The 19939-nt window shown below is 56.8% G+C and carries 17 protein-coding genes; 9 read left to right on the forward strand and 8 right to left on the reverse strand.

All coding sequences use genetic code 11. The features are described 5' to 3' along the window. Positions 1–23 precede the first annotated feature (23 nt). On the reverse strand, positions 24–944 hold the full coding sequence (locus R5R33_RS00365; protein WP_449843687.1) for a site-specific integrase: 921 nt from the start codon (positions 942–944) through the stop codon (positions 24–26). Between the two features lie 307 nt (positions 945–1251). On the opposite strand from R5R33_RS00365, the gene R5R33_RS00370 reads away from it, so the two are divergent. Next, positions 1252–2325 (forward strand): DNA-binding protein, encoded by a 1074-nt coding sequence (locus R5R33_RS00370; RefSeq protein ID WP_318954103.1) that lies wholly within the window; start codon positions 1252–1254, stop codon positions 2323–2325. An 82-nt stretch (positions 2326–2407) separates the two neighbouring features. Beyond that, positions 2408–2935, forward strand: coding sequence for an acyl-CoA thioesterase (locus tag R5R33_RS00375; RefSeq protein WP_318954104.1), 528 nt, complete (start codon positions 2408–2410; stop codon positions 2933–2935). A gap of 106 nt (positions 2936–3041) precedes the next feature. Here R5R33_RS00375 and R5R33_RS00380 read toward each other — a convergent pair whose 3' ends face one another. Further along, positions 3042–3785: a Crp/Fnr family transcriptional regulator gene (locus R5R33_RS00380; protein WP_318954105.1), complete on the reverse strand. Its 744-nt coding sequence runs from the start codon at positions 3783–3785 to the stop codon at positions 3042–3044. 67 nt (positions 3786–3852) lie between these two features. Between R5R33_RS00380 and R5R33_RS00385 the strand changes: the two genes are divergently transcribed. The 7 genes from R5R33_RS00385 to R5R33_RS00415 all read left to right on the forward strand — a co-directional run bounded on the left by R5R33_RS00385 (position 3853) and on the right by R5R33_RS00415 (position 11499). Beyond that, positions 3853–4626 (forward strand): class II aldolase/adducin family protein, encoded by a 774-nt coding sequence (locus tag R5R33_RS00385; RefSeq protein WP_318954106.1) that lies wholly within the window; start codon positions 3853–3855, stop codon positions 4624–4626. Positions 4627–4636: 10 nt separating this feature from the next. Then, a complete protein-coding gene (locus R5R33_RS00390; protein WP_318954107.1) occupies positions 4637–5233 on the forward strand; it encodes an HD domain-containing protein in 597 nt (198 codons plus the stop codon). 274 nt (positions 5234–5507) lie between these two features. After that, entirely contained in the window at positions 5508–5966 is a 459-nt protein-coding gene (locus tag R5R33_RS00395) for an ATPase (RefSeq protein ID WP_318954108.1), read from the forward strand. Between the two features lie 140 nt (positions 5967–6106). Beyond that, complete coding sequence (locus R5R33_RS00400) at positions 6107–6901, forward strand: OmpW/AlkL family protein (RefSeq protein ID WP_318954109.1); 795 nt, start codon at positions 6107–6109, stop codon at positions 6899–6901. Between the two features lie 502 nt (positions 6902–7403). After that, positions 7404–9509, forward strand: a complete 2106-nt coding sequence (locus R5R33_RS00405) for a M3 family metallopeptidase (RefSeq protein WP_318954110.1) — start codon at positions 7404–7406, stop codon at positions 9507–9509. 217 nt (positions 9510–9726) lie between these two features. After that, positions 9727–10995, forward strand: a complete 1269-nt coding sequence (locus tag R5R33_RS00410; protein WP_318954111.1) for a tyrosine-type recombinase/integrase — start codon at positions 9727–9729, stop codon at positions 10993–10995. A gap of 168 nt (positions 10996–11163) precedes the next feature. Continuing rightward, the gene (locus R5R33_RS00415; RefSeq protein ID WP_318954112.1) at positions 11164–11499 is read left to right on the forward strand and encodes a hypothetical protein; all 336 of its coding nucleotides are present in this window, start codon (positions 11164–11166) and stop codon (positions 11497–11499) included. Between the two features lie 38 nt (positions 11500–11537). On the opposite strand, the gene R5R33_RS00420 is transcribed toward R5R33_RS00415, so the two are convergent. From R5R33_RS00420 to egtD, 6 genes are all read right to left on the reverse strand, one after another. Then, positions 11538–14675, reverse strand: a complete 3138-nt coding sequence (locus tag R5R33_RS00420; RefSeq protein ID WP_318954113.1) for an efflux RND transporter permease subunit — start codon at positions 14673–14675, stop codon at positions 11538–11540. A 9-nt stretch (positions 14676–14684) separates the two neighbouring features. Further along, a complete protein-coding gene (locus R5R33_RS00425; RefSeq protein ID WP_318954114.1) occupies positions 14685–15923 on the reverse strand; it encodes an efflux RND transporter periplasmic adaptor subunit in 1239 nt (412 codons plus the stop codon). Continuing rightward, entirely contained in the window at positions 15920–17257 is a 1338-nt protein-coding gene (locus R5R33_RS00430) for a TolC family protein (RefSeq protein WP_318954115.1), read from the reverse strand. Before R5R33_RS00430 ends, R5R33_RS00425 begins: the two co-directional genes overlap by 4 nt. A 103-nt stretch (positions 17258–17360) precedes the next feature. Further along, the gene (locus tag R5R33_RS00435; RefSeq protein ID WP_318954116.1) at positions 17361–18347 is read right to left on the reverse strand and encodes a hydrolase; all 987 of its coding nucleotides are present in this window, start codon (positions 18345–18347) and stop codon (positions 17361–17363) included. An 87-nt stretch (positions 18348–18434) separates the two neighbouring features. Further along, positions 18435–18992, reverse strand: coding sequence for a DUF411 domain-containing protein (locus R5R33_RS00440; protein WP_318954117.1), 558 nt, complete (start codon positions 18990–18992; stop codon positions 18435–18437). Further along, the gene (gene egtD / locus R5R33_RS00445; protein ID WP_318955757.1) at positions 18964–19938 is read right to left on the reverse strand and encodes an L-histidine N(alpha)-methyltransferase; all 975 of its coding nucleotides are present in this window, start codon (positions 19936–19938) and stop codon (positions 18964–18966) included. Before egtD ends, R5R33_RS00440 begins: the two co-directional genes overlap by 29 nt. Between the last annotated feature and the right edge of the window lies 1 nt (position 19939).

Raw genomic sequence — 19939 nt, forward strand, 5'->3', positions numbered from 1 at the left:
GAAGTCTTAAGGCATCGAAATGGCTAGTCGATGTCCTCCAGTGCGGCCATTTTTTCCATCAGTGTTGTCGTTGCATTGTCGGTGAGTCGCTGACCTTCCTCGATGTACTCCCACACTGTGGCATCGCTTTTCCAGCCCCCCTGTTTCTTGATCAACTCAAAATCCACCTTCTCTCGTGCGGCGGAAGTAGAGAGACCGCGGCGAAAGCTGTGGCTGCTCAGGCTTGCCACAAAATCAAAACCGCATTCTGTACCCAGCTGCTTGAGCAACTGATTGATGGCCCCGGGATTTAGCGGCTTTTGCTGCACCTGGTCCCAGCGGTTTACCGCGCGGAACACCGGCCCCTCTTTTATACCCGCAGTATCAAGCCAGTTTCTGAGCGCGCTGCCCGGGCATACCGTTTTGTTGCCAAAGGGCAGGGCCCGCTGTATCCCCTGACCGGTCTGGTCTGTTTTCGAACGCGGCAGCCGCACGATCAGGCCCTCATCCTCCCACATCAGGTCCTCCACGCGGATCGCCACCAGCTCACTACGTCGAAACGCACCGAAGAATCCCATCAGTACCAGCGCCAGGTCGCGGTACTTCTTCGAGCTGTCCGGTTGCGTCCGCAAATGGCGCGCCATAGTGGCGATGTGCTCGAGGCGCAGCGCCTTCGCCTTCTGCTTGGGTCTGGCGTGAACACGGCGGATTCCGTTCATCGTTTTTTGAATCAGTGGCTCCACTGCCGGATTGGCGATGCCCTGGAAGCGGTGCCACTGGCCAATGGCGGTGAGGTGCAGGTCGAGCGTGCGCGGATTGAGTGTCTCCGCACGGCTCAGCAGGTAGTGCACCAGGGTTTCGCTGTCCGTCGGCAAGCGTCCGCCCCATTTTTCAAACTGGCGGATCGCAGAGCGGTAGGCCTTGCGGGTGCTCTCAGAAGTGGCCGCATTCAGGTACGCCTGCACGGTCTCCCGGGAAAGTAGTGCTCTGGGTTCTGTGGAGTCTGACGGGGTCGGAGTGTTGGTCGGCAAATTTTGTGGATGATTTTTCATAATTTGGGGCATTGCCGAAGTGGTGGTTTGTGTACCGGAGCGGCGCATATTTTCGCACAGATTAAAATCATAACGCACGATAAGTGTTATTATCGTGGGTTATAAATTGCGAATTAAATAGCGAGCTAAAAATCGTAAATTATGTATTATTACGTACCACGTAATACGTAACGTTATTCGTGCACTAAATGATTCCAAAAAAAAACAACAGGGGGCCCAGATGGCACGTATAGGCGTCAGTTACTTCGATATTGCCCAGGCAGCAGAAACTATCCGGCAGCGCGGTGACGAACCGACGGTGGACCGGGTGCGCGAGGAACTGGGCACCGGCAGCAAGAGCACCATCGCGCCGCTGCTGAAACGCTGGAAAAGCGAAACGGGAAACACCCAGCACGACGCCACGGGCCTGCCGCAAGATCTGGTGGACGCGCTCAAGGCGTTACATCTGCGCGTACAGGAAGACGCCGATCGCAAGGTGGATGCGGTGCGCGAAGAAGCGACGGCGACGGTGGAGCAGGTGAGGGCAGAACTCGCCCAGCTGCGCGCGGTACTTGCGGAGCGCACCGGCAACCTGCGGGAACTGGAGCAAAAATTGCAGGACTCTGAACAGGAGAGTCGCAGTCGCAAGCTTGCACTGGATGAAGTGCAGGCCGCACTGGTGAAAAGCGAGTACCAGCGGGAAGAGGGGAGTGCGCGGATCACTGAACTGCGTGCAAACCTCGACGAACTCAAGCAGGAAAATCGCACGGTACGCGAACATTTTGAGTTCTTTCAGCAGAGGATTGCCGACGATCGCCAGCAGGAGCGCGACCAGTTTCGCCAGGCCAATGCACAGCTCAACAGCCAGATTGCCAGCCTGAATGAGCAGCTGACGTTTGCGGGTCAGCGACTTGCCGAGCGCGAGCAAAAGATCGAGGAGCAGGGCGCCCTGCATGCTCAGCAGACCGCAGAGCTGCAAAAGACGCAGCAGGCACTGGCTGCGAATCGAGCGGAATACGACACGCTGCTACAGAGTTTTACCCGGCAACAGGCACAGCTAAGCGCGCAGCTCGAGGAGGCAGGAGGGATGCGCGACAAGATCGCCACGCTGTCGAGCAGCAATGCGGCGCTTGTCCGCGAGACGGAGCTTCAGCGTGAAACCGGCCACAAGCTCGAACGCGAGATAATGCAACAGCGCGAGGTTCTCACCGCGCTGAACACAGCGCACCAGCAAGTGCTGCAGCAGAAGGCAGAATTGCAGGGCCAATTGACCCAATTGGAACGCAAGGTATTGGCTCCGGCACCGGTCGCCTAACCGTCACCGCAGCGATCACCGCAGCGATCACCGTCGCTTGCAGAGACATATTCGTAATAAAGCAGCAACAGGGGCAGTAACCATGCAAAACACCCGCGATCACCAGCTCAGCATGAGCGTACTGATGACACCGGATATGGCCAATTTCACCGGCAAGGTTCACGGTGGTGAGCTGCTTTCCTATCTCGACAAGGTCGCCTATGCCTGCGCCAGCCGCTACGCCGGATGTTATGTAGTGACGCTGTCCGTGGACCGGGTGATCTTCCGGCAATCCATCAATGTGGGTGAACTGGTGACCTTCCTCGCGTCCGTCAACTACACCGGCAATACCTCGCTGGAAGTGGGTATCAAGGTGATCACCGAAAACATACACACCCGCGAGATACGCCACACCAACAGCTGTTATTTCACCATGGTGGCACTGGATCCAAGCGGCAAACCCACTAAAGTGCGCCCCCTGGAACCCCTGACCCTGGTTGAAAAACAGCGATTCGAAGCGGCCGCCCTGCGCCGCAAGTTGCTGCACGAACAGGAAGCCGCGCATATGGCGATCAAGGAAAAGGTGCGCAATCCGGACTGGCAACCGGAGCAGGAGGGGGCTACCCCATAGTCACGGCAGTGCGGCCGCGTGTTTCGGCGAGTGACGAAAGGACGATAAATGAGACACGCGGGGCGTCAGCCCGCCAGGCGGCACTCCTCTGGTTCAATCCAGCGGTTCAATCCAGCGCCTGGATATAAGACTGCAAGCGGGAAATATCCGGTATCGTCACTTGTCCGTAGGCGAACTCAATCAACCCCTGCGCTTCTATCTTTTTCAACACCGCATGGACCCCCTGGCGGGTCATACCCATCATATTGGCCAGCAGTTCCCGGGTCAGGCGAAAACTCGCCCCACCGCTATCGACACCCGACGGATTGTGCATCTGGGCAAGGAACAGTAACCGCCGCCCGATCCGCGCCTCAGTACCCCGCAGTACGTCGTCCTGGATAATCGACATGGCAGCCCACAGTCGCCGGTTCACGAGATCGAGGGCCACGGGGTAGGCCTCCGGGTTGCGGGCAAGCAGAGACCTCAGGGCGGTTCCGGGCACATCCACAACCACACAGTCGTCATGCGCGGTAGCTCCAAATACCCGCGACATCCCCGGGGAAAAAACGGTGTCGCCAAACCAGGCACCTACATCCAGTATTGCGAGCGTCGCCTCGCGCCCCGCGGCATTGCTGGAACAAATACGCACCCGCCCTTCGGCGACAATCGACAACTGGCTCTGCATGGAACCGGGCAGGTAGATCAGCTCATCCGCCCGGTAGGGGCGTATCCGGACAAGTGGCGCCAGCTCGGCAAAGGCCTCTTCCGGGAGGCCGCCGAGTATGGGGCAGGCCTTAAAAATGGGTATTGGGTCAATCATCGGTGCAGTGTAAACAAAAAACGTCAACAAATTGACAGTGTTGTGGGCCATTCCATTCCTAGAATGTAACCGTCCGATAACAACGCAATAACAACCAGAGAATAACGAGAGAAAACCGATGCACGCACCAACGCTAGCAATCTCATCCGCCAAGGGCAGGGTAAGCGACGCTGAATGGCAGCTGCGGGTCGACCTTGCCGCAGCCTATCGCCTGGTTGCCCACTTTGGCTGGGATGAACTGATCTTCACCCATCTTTCCGTGCGCATTCCCGGCCCAGAGCACCATTTCCTGATCAATCCATTTGGCACCATGTTCGAGGAAATTACTGCCTCAAGCCTGGTCAAAGTTGATATGAATGGCGAAAAGGTAGAAGACAACCCGTTCCCGGTGAACCCTGCTGGCTTCACCATTCACAGCGCTATTCACGAGGCGCGGGAAGATGCCCAGTGCGTGATGCACACCCACACCACTGAAGGCGTAGCGGTGTCTACTCACTGTGAAGGCCTGCTGCCGATTTCCCAGCAGTCACTGTTCCCCCTGTCTGATCTCGCCTACCACGATTACGAGGGCATTGCGGTACGGGAAGACGAGAAGGCGCGCATTGTGCGCGACCTGGGCACCGCCAATTACATGATCCTGCGCAACCACGGCCTGCTGACCTGCGCGCCGACCATCGCGGATGCCTTCCTGTCCATGTATATCCTGCAGCGCGCCTGTGAGATCCAGGTTGCGGCGCTTGCGGGGAACCGCCCGTTGACCCCGGTGCCCCAGGCCATCATCGACAAGATTCAGGGTGAAGGTAACAAGGTGACCAGCAGTAAGGGCGGCATGCTCGCGTGGCCGGGCCTTCTGCGCAAACTCGACCGTATCAATCCTGGCTACCGCGACTGAGGGTAAATAGATGGAACACGCATTAGAAAAACAAGCCCAATTCAAGCATATGGAAGAGGGCACCCAGGAAGACTGGAGCATTATTGCCGAAGCCTTCGGGCCCTTCGCCAAGGAGCTGCCCGAACGCATCATGGCCCATTTGAACCTGCTGAGCGGCGACTACGGCGGTTTCCCGGTTGATCGCCTGACCCACTGCCTGCAGACCGCGACCCTGGCCTATCGCGACGGCAAGGACGAGGAGTATGTGGTATGTGCGTTGCTGCACGATATTGGCGACACCCTTGGCAGCTACAACCATGCCGATGTCGCCGCCGTGCTGCTGGAGCCGTTTGTCAGTGATGAGAACCACTGGATGATCAAGCACCACGCCATTTTCCAGGGTTATTATTTCTTCGAGTACCTGGGCATGGACCGCAACCTGCGCGACCAGTTCAAGGATCACCCGCACTACGCCCGGACACTGGAGTTCATCGAAAAGTACGATGCACCGGCGTTTGATGCGGAAGGCGAAGTTCTGCCACTGGAATTCTTTGCCCCCATGTTGCGCCGTGTATTTGCGCAGCCTCGGAAGTCTCTGTACAAAAAGGCGATGGAAGCCACCGCCTGATCTGGCATTACCCACAGTGCGCTCCGGCATTTGCCGGAGTCACGCGCCACCGCTCCACACTACCTTTTCAATCCTCTCAACCCAGGATACTCGTCTCATTTCAGAGGACATCCCGGGCGCCTAATCATTGCCCACCAAACCCCGTTGCCGAACCACGCGACAATTGGCCGTTTGCCGAGGGGCAGGGCAGAGGTGTTGTCTATCGCCCTTGCTACCATTCCATATAGGCCACGACGGGAACTGGCCCAATTTCTATTGTTTATGGAGGCGGAGCGTGCAAGTCGAGACGTTGAAAGATGTGCTGGAGTGGACCGAACAATTTCACAGGAACTTGTCCGATTGCCTGCATGAATGCGCGGGAAAAAACGAAAGCGAGCGCGCCAGGCTGTTGCTCGATTATCTGGCAAAGCATGAGAACAAACTCTCGGGATTGGTTTCCGAATTCGAGGTTGGCGCGGAAACGAAAGCACTGAATACATGGTGCTATGACTATATGGAGAAGCATCCAATTCTGCACAGCGCGCACTGCGATGCGCCTTTCCAGAAGCTGAATGCAGAAGAAATCATGGATGTGATTACCGATCAGCACGAACAGGTTATCGACCTCTATCGCTATCTCCACGCCAGAGCAGATACCGAATCTATAAGGGAACTGATGGGCAACCTGAAATCACTGGAAGAACAGGAAGCCATGTTGATGAACCAGGCAGCGAATCGGCTACAGGATTTGTAGTTGATATATGGAAAAGCAAAAAAGGCGTCTAAATCACACGAATGTTCTATTTTGGCACGTAAATTTAGATGCATTTCCTATGTACGTGAAAAGGCTGGATTACACTTTTTATTCCACAGGTATACAAGGAGTTACCTTAGATGAAACGGCTACTTAAATTCTCACCTATCCTGGCCCCCCTGGCCCTCGCATTTTCCAGCACGGCATCCGCCGACTTCCTTGGCTTAACCGGTCCACAGGACTTTATAGTCCGTGTTGGTGGGACTTATATGTCGCCACGGCAGGACCAGGTTAGCTTTGTCGACGATAGCTTCCAGTTCTTTGATTCGTTCCGCACCACTGTTGATCCAGATACTAATTGGGGCTGGAACATCAACGTTGAATGGAAACCCATCGAACACTTCGGTATTGAACTCGGTTATATCGATGGCGACACGCATAGCGGCGGTAATGCTGACGGCTATTTTCCTCTGATTACCGAGGACATCGTATTTGGTGATGTAACCGGTGATATTGCGCGTTTTGATGCAGACGTCAGCACCGCGAGCCTGAAATTCTACCCCCTGGATGATACCTGCATGGTTCAACCCTATGTTGGTGGTGGTATCAGCTATACCGACTTCAGTGCCAATCGCTTTCGTGGTTCGTTACGCGATGACCTCGCTGAATTCGGTTTGCGGGGTACCTTCGATATGGGTTACTCCTGGGGCTATACCTGGCAGGCGGGCATCGACTTCAATTTTGGTCGCGACAGCTCCTGGCTGGTAAATGTTGCAGCGATTTACGCGCGTTCGGTAACGGATATGCGCATAGGGATATTTGACGATGTTCCGCCACCGGTCGATGTAGAACCGGTTATCGAGTCCTACTCCGGGGACTACATCTACGACCCCTGGATGTTCAATCTGTCAGTAGGCTACAAGTTCTCCTTCTGACCTTCTCGATTCGGCAGATTAAATTGGGCGCTTCGGCGCCCATTTTTATTGGGATGCTGGTCAATATTGAGGCCGCGCGCACCGTTGATCTAACCGGCGGGGGCTAGTCACACACAGTGGAGCAGGGGGCCCATACAGAAAATTGGTCATTAGCCTCCGCAACTCTCTGATCTCGGCGAATCGCCATCCTCCAGCACACATACCATTGCACACACTCAGTAACGGGATGAGTGGATACGTTGTAGAGATAAACAACGTGGCGCTGAATTCCCAGTCACCACCGAGATGATATATTGGACAGCTGCACGGTGATCAACCTGTTGCCAGCCTTCAGGGCGGCAACAAGTACACGGAAACGGTATATCCGTCTGCACAAGACTGTGCAAAACACTCGAAATAACACAATCCGGAGAATGAAATGCGGAAATCCCTGCTTGCGGTGGCCATTTTGGCTGTTGCTGCCTGTTCTGAGGCGCCTGATTCAGACGCCAAGAAGTCTGTGATGGCAACTGAAGTAGAAAACGCACAGGTAGCTGGCGACGTAACCGCGCCGGTAGCGCAAGATAATCCCTTGCTGCAGCCGAGCGCTCTGCAGTACCAGGCACCGGATTTCAATCAAATAAAGGACAGCCACTTCGAGCCGGCCTTCGAGCAGGGAATGAGCGAGCACCTGCGCGAAATCCAGGCGATTATCGACAACCCGGAACCGGCCAGCTTCAACAACACTATTGTGGCCATGGAGCAGGCGGGCTCTCTGCTTACGCGAGTATCGCGTATCTTTTTCAATCTCGTCGGTAGTGACAGCAACGAAGAACGCCGGGCACTGCAAAGTAAACTGGCCCCAATGCTGGCGGCACACTCCGACAGTATTTACCTAAATGCCGATCTGTTTGCGCGGGTGGAAGCGCTATACAAGCAGCGTGTTACCCATGAAATGGATGCTGAATCCACGCGCCTGCTGGAAGAGTACTACGATAAATTCGTCAAGGCAGGTGCCAAGCTCAACGCAGAGCAAAAAGTGACTCTGCGTGCACTTAACGAAGAGCACTCAAAGCTCACCACGGAATTCAGCCAGAACCTGCTGAAACTCAGTAAAGCCATTGCCGTGGTTGTTGAAGACAAGAGCGAGCTGGAAGGTCTTTCTGACAGCGAGATTAAAGCCGCTGCGGAAGCCGCAGCAGACGCCGGTCACGAAGGCAAATATCTCATCAGCATCACCAATACCACGCGCCAGCCCGTGCTCACTTCCTTGAAGAACCGCGAACTGCGCCAGCGCATCTGGGAAGCCTCTGCTTACCGCGGCACATCCGGCGAACTCGACAACCGGCCTCTGGTCAAGCGTATGGCACAGATCCGTGCACAAAAAGCCGATCTGCTGGGCTACGAAAACTGGGCCGAGTACCAGTTGACCAGCACCATGGCGAAAAAGCCGGAAAACGTATTCAGCATGCTGAACTCCATGGTGCCGGCAGTGGTGAGCAACACCAAGGCAGAGCAGGCCGATATTCAGGCCATGGTTGCGCAGGAAGGTGGTGATTTTGACGTGCAGGCCTGGGACTGGGCTTACTACGCGGAAAAGGTGCGCCAGGCAAAATACGATCTGAACGAAAGCGAAGTGCGTGAGTATTTCGAGTTCAATCGGGTGCTGCACGATGGCCTGTTCTACACCATGAACCGTTTGTTCGGCATTCGCTTTGAGCCGCGTCCAGATCTGCCGGTTTACCACCCGGACGTGCAGGCCTTCGAACTGTTTGATCACGACGGCAAGAGCCTCGCGATTTTCTATGCAGATTACTTCGCGCGCGAAGGCAAGCGTGGCGGCGCCTGGATGAGTTCCTTTGTGGGTCAGTCAGGCCTGCTTGAGCAGAAGCCGGTTGTGGTGAATGTAATGAACATTCCCAAAGGCCCCGAAGGCGAGCCGACCCTAGTCAGCTTTGACAACGTCACAACCATGTTCCACGAATTGGGACATGGCCTGCACGGAATGTTCTCCAACGTCCGTTACCCGAGTCTTGCCGGTACCAGCGTATCCCGCGACTTTGTCGAGTTTCCGTCTACCTTCCAGGAAGACTGGGCGAGCAATCCGGAAGTACTGGCCAATTACGCTTACCACTACAAAACAGGTAAGGCCATTCCTGCCGAACTGCTGGAAAAAGTACTGAAGGCCAAGAACTTCAATATGGGCTTCGATACCCTGGAGTATATGTCCGCTGCACTGCTGGACATGGAATGGCACTCGCTGCCGGCCGATGCACCGCAACAGGATGTAGAAAAGTTTGAAGCCGACGCACTGGCAAAACACGGCGTCGACCTGGCGGCAGTACCGCCGCGCTACAAGTCGACCTTTTTTGCACACTCCATGGGCGGCGGCTACTCGGCCGGTTACTACGCCTATATGTGGAGCGAGATCCTGGCCGCCGACGCCTTTGCCTATTTGGGTGAACGCGGCGGCTTGAACCGGAAAAACGGTGATTGGTATCGCAAGAATATCCTGGAAGTGGGTAACTCCCGCGCACCTATGGAGTCCTTCGTGAAATTCCGTGGCCAGGAGCCAACCACCGAAGCTCTGTTGATCCGCCGCGGACTCAAGCAAAAAGAAGAGGGCTAAAGACTGGTAACGAGCGGCACACGGATGTGCGGCTTACCGGGGCGCTAGAACAGGCATTGCGGAGTTCTGGGCAGAATCAGCGCAAGCAGCTTATGGCAGAGAGTTGAGGCAGTATTGCCACCTCTCACTATGTCCAATACTGTTTAGTGTTCGACATTACCTATTAAGAGCGGCTAGTATGGCTTTCTTGTGAATTTCCAGGCTCAGGCGCTCAGATATGGCTATCCCGAAACCCGTTCCGCTGTATCCAACTTACGCTGAACTCAAAGGCTTCAAGCCGATTAACCCGGACCAGACCTTTTTCAACGACCATCGCGAGCTCAAGCAATTTCTGCAATCCGGCGAATCCTGGTGGATGCCGCACTGGCTCTGGGGCCAGGAATTCCTGAGCTATATCGGCCGCAATAAATCCGAACACACATTTACCCGCTTTAGAAATGAAACCGAGCGCTTTCTGCTGTGGGTGTTCCTGGTCAAGGCTACGCCGATGGATCGTTTGCGCAAGGCGGATATTCTCGAATACGCGGATTTCTGCTGGCAACCACCGGTGGACTGGATTTGCCTGGCAAACCACGAAAAGTTCCTGCTCAACAACGGCTGCTTTGTACAGAACCCGGCCTGGGCGCCGTTTCGCCTGAAGTTGCCAAAAAATCGCCAGCCGCTGGAATCCGAAGCGGACAGGAAAAAATATCGACCGTCACAGCAGACACTGACCGCCACGTTTACCGGCATCATTGCGTTCTACAAGTATCTGATGAACGAGGAATACCTGTACGGCAATCCTGCGCAGATCGCCAAGACCGATTGCCGGCATTTCATCAAGGACGCGCAGGTCAAGGAAATTCGCCGCCTGACCGAAGCCCAGTGGCACTATGTGTTCAATGTGGCCGCCAGCATGGCGGATGAAGATCCAATTTACGAGCGCAGCCTGTTCGTTATTTGTGCACTGAAAACACTGTTTTTGCGTATTTCCGAGCTGTCGGAACGCACCAACTGGACCCCGGTGATGAGCCATTTCTGGCAGGATTTCGACAGTAACTGGTGGCTCAAGGTATTCGGAAAAGGGCGCAAACTAAGGGATATCACCGTGCCTCCCAGTTTTATTCCGTATCTCAAGCGTTACCGTCATTACCGCGGGTTGAGTCCCCTACCCGCGGTCGGTGAAAACCACCCTATCGTGGAAAAAATCCGCGGTCAGGGCGGCATGACCGCACGCCAGCTGACCCGCATTGTGCAACAGGTGTTTGATCGCGCTTATGACGACATGCGTCAGGCTGAGGGTGAAGACAATGCGCGCAAACTGCGCGAAGCCTCAACCCACTGGCTGCGTCACACCGGTGCCAGTATGGAGGTGGAACGCGGGCGCGCCCTCAAGGACCTGTCGGAAGATCTGGGGCATTCCAGCATGGCGACGACCGACACGGTGTACGTGCAGACCGAAAATAGGATTCGCGCGCAAAGCGGTAAGGGGCGCGATGTTGAGTAAATCCGGACGCAACAGCGTCTTAAATATCGTCCAGTAAAGGGATTACCGCCATTCCCATATGAACCCGTAAAACTGTCGCGAAACTCGCACTATCTGGCGGTCGATTCTCTTCGGTATCGGCCGCCCTTCGATTAGCATGCGCCGCTCATTTTACGGGGGGAACAGAACATGTCTATCGGACAGAAAATCTACCAGTTGATTGAACAGTTTGCGATTGAACCCACGTGCTGGAAACAATTCACCAGTGCGTTCAAAAATGTGCTGGTGGACCAGGGCACAGCAGATGACCTGGCCCACAAAATGGCAACCATTGCCTTTGACGCATTGCGCCTGCACGCAGGAAACGATTACCACCTCGGCATGGTGGAGGTCATCGCCCTGCATCCTGAATTCGAGCAAACGATGTATCAGGATATCGCGGCTACCAGTGCCATGCACAAGTACATGACATTCTGTATGCACCTCGACAACATGCAATCCGTATCCGGATCGACACGGCAGTGATCACATGAGAAAAACAACCGCAAAGGACGAAAAATCGATTATGGAGTGACAGGCTCCTGCCATGCAGCCGCAGCATTCGCACTGCGGCTGTGCGCCAGGCGATAGAGTGCCGGTAGCACCAGCAGGGTTAACAGCGTCGATGAAATTATCCCGCCTACGACCACGGTTGCCAGCGGCCGCTGTACCTCGGAACCGATTCCGGTATTGAGGGCCATGGGCACGAAACCCAGGGATGCCACCAGCGCGGTCGTGAGTACCGGGCGCAAGCGAATCTGGGCACCTTCAATAATCGCCTGGTCCAGATCGTATCCGTGCCAGCGGAGATCGCGGAAGAAAGCCACCATCACCAGCCCATTGAGGATGGCGATACCGGACAGTGCAATAAAGCCGACCGCGGCCGAAATAGAAAACGGAATATCCCGCAACATCAGCGACAAGATGCCACCGGTCAGTGCCAGCGGTATGCCACTGAAAATCACTACCGCATCGCGCAATGACCCCAGCGCAAGTAACAACAGCCCCATGATCAAGGCCAGGGTCAGCGGTACTACCATGGCGAGACGGTGTGTGGCCGAGCGCAGAGACTGATACGTCCCGCCATATTCCAGCCAGTAGCCAGGGGGTATATCCACATTGCTCACGGCTTTCTGAACATCACCCACAAAACTGCCGAGATCCCGCCCCCGCACATTCGCCGTGACCACCAGCCGGCGCTTGCCGTTTTCGCGATAAACCTGATTGATACTTTGCAGCAACTTGAGTTCGGCGACTTCGTCGAGCGGCACATAATTCCCGTCGGCCCGATATACGGGTAACCTCGCGAGTCCTTGCAAGTCTTTGCGCTGGTGGTCCGCCAACCGCACAACGATATCGACCCTGCGATCGCCCTCGTAGAACTGCCCCGCTACCGCGCCTTTCATCGCCGTGGCCAGCTGCTGTTGTACCCGATCGACATCAAGCCCGTATTGGGTCAGCGCTGTGCGATCCGGTACCACGGTGAGCATGGGCAGGCCGGTAATTTGCTCCACATGAATATCGGCAATGCCATCGATGTTGGCGATGGCCTTTTCTATGGACGTACCGAGCGCTGTCAGCTGCTCAAAGTCATCGCCGAATACCTTTATTGCCAGCTCCGAGCGCACACCGGCCAGTAGTTCATTGAAGCGCATCTGGATTGGCTGCAGGAATTCGTAGCGGTTACCCGGAATCGGTTCGACCAGCGCCGCCAGTTCCTCAACCAGCTGCACCTTGGGTTTGTGGGGGTCCGGCCACTGCTCACGGGGTTTCATGATGATGAAATTGTCGGCCACACTGGGGGGAACCGCGTCCGTTGCCACTTCCGCGGTGCCAAGTTTGGCGAAAACGCGTTCCACCTCCGGCAGATCCTTGATGCGGGACTCCAGCGATTCCTGCAATGCAACGGCCTGTTCGAGCGATGTGCCTGGAATACGCAGCGCATGCATCGCGATATCCCCTTCATCCAGATTGGGCACAAATTCACTGCCAAGCCTGGTGGCGGCAACACCAAACAGCACTACCAGCAACCCTGCCCCGGCAACCACGAACAGCCTCTGGCGGATGGCGAATTCCAGTATCGGACGGTATAGCCTGCGCATCCGGTCCAGTACCAGATGATTCTTTTCCACCACAGGCTTGCGAAAGAGCAGCGCGATACAGGCGGGCACAAAGGTAATGGATAGCAGCATCGCGGAAAGCAGAGCCATCACCACGGTGGTCGCCATCGGGTGAAACATTTTGCCCTCAACGCCTGACAGGGCAAATATCGGCAGATATACCGCCGTGATGATAAACACACCGAACATCGCCGGGCGAACTACCTCCCGCGTAGCCAGGAAGACGATTTCCAGCCGCTGTTTCAATCCGGTTTGGCTGCCACCTTCCGATGCCTCACCCAGCCGGCGCAGGCAGTTTTCCACGATGATAATCGCCCCATCCACCAGCAGCCCAAAATCCAGCGCGCCGAGACTCATCAGGTTGGCACTGACGCCGGACTGCACCATACCGGTAACCGTCATCAGCATGGCGATCGGAATGACCAGTGCCGTCAAAATTGCGGCGCGCACGTTACCCAATAACAAGAACAGGATGACGATGACCAGCGTCGCCCCTTCCAGCAAATTGGTGCGCACCGTATTCAGTGTTTTGTCCACCAGGCCCGTTCGATCGTAAACCGCAGTGACGGTGATTCCCGGCGGCAAACTCGGCTTGATCGCCTCCAGCTTTTCACCTACAGCGTGCGCTACGGTGCGGCTGTTTTCCCCGATCAGCATAAACACCGTACTCATGACCACTTCGCGCCCGTTCTGGGTGGCGGCACCGGTGCGCATTTCCCGCCCTTCCCCAACGTGCGCGACGTCCCCTAGGCGTACCGGTACACCGCCTACTTCAGCAACCAGAAAATCAGTGATGGCATCCAGTGTCTCGACCTGACCGGGTACGCGCATCATCCACTGCACGCCGTTGTATTCGATGAATCCAATACCGCGGTTTTCGTTATTGGATTGCACCGACCTGATCAGGTCCTCCGGTGTGAGTCCGAGGGCCAGCAATCTGTCCGGTTCTATGGACACAAGGATTTCGCGTTTGTAGCCGCCAATGGGATTGACTTCGATCACCCCGGGCACCCGCAGCAATTGTGGGCGGATGATCCAGTCGTGGACAGTGCGCAGATCCGTGGTGGTAATGGGGCTTCCGTCCTGTTTCACGGAACCGGGCTCCGCATCCACGGTAAACATGAAAATTTCCCCGAGTCCGGTGGAGATCGGGCCCAGTTCCGGCTCCAGACCATCGGGCAAATTGCTGCGTGCGGCAGCTAGCCGCTCGTTTACCAACTGGCGGGCAAAGTAAATATCCGTGTTGTCCTGGAAGATAATGGTGACCTGCGACAGGCCGTAACGGGACAGTGAGCGGGTATAGGCGAGCCTGGGCAGCCCGGCCATCGCGCTCTCCACCGGGTAGGTGACCCGCTGCTCAACCTCCAGCGGCGTGAAGCCCGGGGCCTCGGTATTGATTACCACCTGGATATTGGTGATATCCGGAACCGCGTCGATAGGTAGCCGGGTGAAATTCCAGACACCGATGCCGCAGAGCAGTGCCACGATGACCAGCACCATTGCCCTGTTCTGTATCGAAGTGCGGATGATGAACGCGAGCATCAGGAAACCTCAGTGCTCGTGCGCGGCGCCGGACTTCTCGATGTCGGCCTTGATGATGTAGCTGTTTTCGATGACATAGCGGGTGCCGGGTTCGAGACCACCCAGCACCTCCACCCACTCCCCGGACTCTCGCCCCAATTCGAGCATGCGCACTTCATACTCATCGCCCACCTGTGCGTACAGCACCGTGAAATCTCGGTAGTTTTGCAATGCACTTCGCTTTACCGCCAGAGGCACTTGATAGGAAGCCACCTTTATCTCTGCCGTGACGAACGCACCCGCGGCAAGATCCGGTGCTGCGTCTTTCAAGGAGACGCGCACGGTGCTCGCCTGATTCGGCCGAATAACCGGGTCCAGCTGTCTCACCACCCCCGCAACAGGAGTACGCAAGCCGCGCATCATCATCCGAACCGGATTGCCCGCTTTGATGCGACCCCGCGTTGACGGAAACACATCGAGCTCCGCCAGCAGCGCATCGTCATTGGCAATGACCAGAAGATTGCGGCCTGCCGTCTGTTCACCGGGGTTTGCATTACGCTGAAGTACTACCCCGTCGATCGGCGAGTTCACCGTATAGGTGTTCAGGTTTTCGTTGCTGTTGATCGCAATAATCGGCTGACCTTTGCGGACACGCTCACCAAGCTGGACTTTTACCGAGTCCACCGCACCATCAAACCGCGCGCGAACCTCGCGTGTCTGTTCAGGATCCACCACCAGCCTTCCGTAGGCGTTGGTTGTCTCGCTCATTAATGCCGGACCCGCGATCGCTGTCTTAATGCCCAACGAGGCGGCGATGACCGAATCAATGCGCGTGCGCCCTTCAAAGCTCTCGTATTGCCAACGGTGACTTTTTCCCTGGTAACGGGCATTTACCGTGATAACAAAGGAGTGCGGTTCGCCAATGGATTTGTCGCTGCGCAGGTAATCTTCCCGCGGTGTGAACCCTATGGACTCCTCCGTGCCACCGAGCCGGGTCAACACCAGGGTGAGCCCTACCCTTTCAGGCTTCACCGCTGTGCCCTTGTCACTTACCCAAGCCCGGAACTCGGGTGGTGTACCGGATTCGACAATGGCAAGCTCGACGGCAAAATCTCCCGCGCGGAGTAGCCGACCGTGATGGGGCCCGGTTTCCGGCAATTGCGGATCTTCCGCTGCGGTCGCCGCAGATGTCTGTACATTACCGCTAAAGCCGACGAATAACGCCATCAGAAAAACCATCAGCAACGAGATGATCGCGATACTTTTCACTTTGAGTATCCGGGAAACTGCGCCAACGAAAGGCCGGTGAGCTTTTCGATTTCGATCAGGTACAGATGTGCCGTGTACTGCGCCTCCAGATAGGACAAGCGGGCATCGATCAGGTCCTGCTGCGCCGAAGCCAGCTCGTAATAGCTGTATTTTCCCTGCTGGTAGGCATGTTGAGTGTCCGCCAACGCCTGTTCCAGACTCGGGATAATGCGCTCGGTCATGGCGTGGGCAACATGCCGGCTGTGCCGAAGCTGTTCTGCCATGACATAGACCCGGGTTTCCAGTGCAATCTCCTGCGCATTGCGCTCCGCGCGGTACTGATTCTGATTCGCCTGAAGTGCCGCTACCTTTGCCGCATTGCGATCGCGGCGACCGAGGGGAATGGCGACCCCCGCCACCAGGCCAAAGTCATTGGATGCTTCGAGCCTGCGTATGCCCGCCTCAAGCCGCCACTGAATACCGGCCTCGGCCCTCGCCAGCGCGATCTCGGCATCGGCGACTCGCTCGCGATTGAGGAATATCGCCAGCGTCGGGTTATTCGTGACCTGCTGACGCAGATAGGCGATATCGACGTCGGGAAGCGGTGCGGAGAGGCTGCCGACAACGGCTGAGAATGCGGGGGTCCGCTCTCCCCACTGGGCCGCCAGTCGATATTTGGCGACCGCATATTCGTGCTCAACGTCTTCCGCGGCGAGACTCCTGCGCTCGACCTCTGCACTGGCACGGGACGCTTCAGCCTGCGGGAGTTTACCCGCGCGTACATGCCGGCGAATATCCGCCAGTCCCCGCTGCGCCTGCACCACCGCCCGCTGCACCAGCGTCAGCCGTTCCTGCTGTGCAACCACCTGGAGAAAATAGCGGGCGGAATCTGCGGCGATATCGAGTGCAGCAATCTGCTGTTGGGTCCCGATCACCGCGACCTCGCGCTGCGCCGCCTGTACCCGTTTGTCGATGACATCGCACTGCAACAGCCAGCTGATACCGAGGGTTGTCTGTGCACTTTCAACCCCACTCACGTCGCCCGTACCGGCAACGTCTTCAATTTCCAAACCGAGTTCCGGGCGTGGCCCCAGGGCAGCATGTTCGGCATCCGCTGCGGCTGCCTGCAGGCGGAATTCATATCCGGCGAGATCGGGGTGGCTTCGCAAGCTTTGGAAAATCGCCTGCTCGTAGGAAAGGCGGGGCAAGACTGTGCCATCTTGCGCCTGCGACGGCTGCCCACCGAGGAAGGCGGCGCAAACACAGCACACCAGCCTGGTTGCCGTTTTCAAGCGCAGTGGTCTGGAAAGATGCATCCAGTAGCGGCTGTGGTGGAGATGCAGTATTCGGAGCACAGAGGATCCTTTCGGACGGCCCGGCACACAGGCAGTCATGGCCAGGCCCGTTTTATCGCACTTATGCACCTACATTAGCAGTTCCAGAAGGATCCGCTGACGTTCAACGACCTCTGGCAACCCGTTGCTTGGCCAAAAATTGCGGGATTCGCTGCTCCAGCCAGTACTCGGGGCGCCAGAGACTGCCGCTGATAAATCCCACATGGCCGCCCTTGCTGGTGATATCCAGCTCCACATCGGGGCCGACTTCGTCGCTGGTCGGAATGGCACTCGGGCATACAAAGGGATCATCTGCCGCATGGATGATCAGTGTGGGCGTGCTGATATGCCGCAGCAGTGGCTTGCTGGATGCGCGGGTGTAGTAATCATCCACCCCAAGGAAACCATGCAGTGGCGCAGTGAAATGATCGTCGAAGTGACGGAAGTCCGAAAAATAGCGCTGCTCATCCAGCGCGGGCATCTGTTGAGCGAGCTCCGGGTCAAGCGCCTTTTTCCGCAGGCTCTGTTGGAGGCTGTTGAGCAGGTGCCGCTGGTAGACTTTGGAAAAGCCCTGCCCCATTCGCCGGCAGGACGCGTGCAGATCCAGCGGCGCAGAGACCGAAACCGCCGCGGAAAGTGGCGAGTCGTCACGATCCTCCCCGAGCCATTTCAACAGTACATTCCCACCCAGGGAGTAACCGACCGCCATCAACGGCGTATTCGGGAAACGCTCGCGCAGATGTGCGGCCAGCCACCGGGGGTCGCCGCTGTCACCGCTGTGATAGGCCCGGGCCAGTAGATTCGGCACCCCGCCACAACCGCGGAAGTGCATTACTGCCACCTGAAACCGGCGCGCGAGCAGTGACTGCATGATGCCCTGTACGTACGGCGACTCGACCGAGCCCTCCAGCCCGTGCAGCACCAGCACCAGCGGCCGCTCCGAATCATCTACCAGTTTAACGGGCGTATGCAGGGCGATGCGGTCCCCGTCCGGGGTCTGTAGCCACTGGCACTGGGTGTGGATCCAGGGCTCGGGCCGGTGAAAGCGGGGAAAGATGGTCTGCAAGTGGCAGTTGCCGAGGCCAACTGCCGGAGCGAATGGAGAAGTCATTACTGCCGCCCGGCAAAGAAATCACGAGGAATAATACGGGCTGCAAGCCTAGCTTCCGGAGGCGAGTGGATCAATCACCAATTCCTCCTATGAGGCCTCTGGCGCGGTGACCCTTTCGTAGAAACGATATTCGCCATTTCGTTGAATCTGATACACCACGTAGGGTTCGAACTCACCGCCGCGATACATACCGGGGCTCCCTTTGGGCATTCCGGGCACCGTAAGGCCGATGCTGTCTTTGGGTGGATTGGCGAGAAATTTTCGGATCAGGCGCGCCGGCACATGCCCTTCAAAAACGTATTGACCGCGCCACACTCCGGTATGGCAACCCTGCATGCTCGCTGGAACACCCCATTGTTGCTTGACCGACGCCATATCCAGCCCGTTTTCACTGCCGACGGAAAAATCGTTCTGTTCCAGGTGTGCCATCCACTCCTTGCAGCACAGGCAGAAAGGCGATTTGTATACCACGATGTCTTCCGTGTGCTCCCCCGTCCCGGCTGGCACTGCTGCAGTGGTATTCGTATTGGTATTGGTATTGCTGCAGGCGGCCGTCAAGCCGCCGAGCAACACAAGCAGTAGCAATGAAAACAGGCGCGATAAACTCAGGTCGCGATCACCGGATTTGGGCAAAGTAGATGGCATAGTGTTGGTTATTATCCGTCCAGTATTTTTCAGGGGAAAACCCGGTTTCCCGCAGCAGCTCCTGCAGTCCGGGTAAGGTGTATTTGTGGCTGTTTTCGGTATGGATCGTTTCGCCCTCGGCGAACTGGAATTGTCGGCCCGCTACGGAAACCTGCTGTTCCACCAGGCTCACCAGATGCATTTCCACCCGCTGGCGGAAGCTGTGATAAAACGCCCGGTGGGCAAAAGCCTCTGTATTGAAGTCACCGTTCAATTCGCTGTTGATCCGGCTCAACAGATTCTTGTTGAAGGCCTCGGTAACATGATTGCTGTCGTGGTAGGCGCGCTCCAGCACCACGGAATCCTTGACCAGATCTGCTCCCAGCAACAGCCCATCCCCGGGGTTCAACTGCCCGGCAAACCGAATCAGCAATTCGCGGGCCTGCTCGTGAGAGAAGTTGCCAATGGTGGACCCCGGGAAAAAAATCACCTGACGCGCAGCAGACGGCGGTAATCGACCCCAGACTTCATCGCCGGTAAAGTCACCAAAGATGGGGGCGATCTCAAGCTGCGGCAGTCTCTGCTGGATCCGCTGCTGTGCTTCCAGAAGAATTTCCGGCGAAATATCCAGGGGATAATAGGCCCTGGGGTTCTTCATGGCCGCCAGCAGCGGTTCGGCCTTTTCGCAATTGCCGGCACCGGGCTCGATCAGCACCGCCTGGCGGCCGAGCACCGACGCCATTTCATTCAACGCGCGGTTAAAAATGGCGGCTTCCGTGCGCGTCAGGTAGTAATCATCCAGATCGCAGATGGCCTCAAACAACTTGGACCCGGTTTCATCGTAGAGATACTTGCACGGCAGGGCCTTCTGGGGAGTGGACAGCCCGGCCAGCACATCCCGCTCAAACTGCCTGCGCAGGTTTTCCCCCGGAGGCAGCCCTGCCCCATTCGCGTTGCCAATTGCCATG

It is taken from the genome of Microbulbifer pacificus (genome assembly GCF_033723955.1).
GTDB classification, from domain to species: Bacteria; Pseudomonadota; Gammaproteobacteria; order Pseudomonadales; family Cellvibrionaceae; genus Microbulbifer; species Microbulbifer pacificus.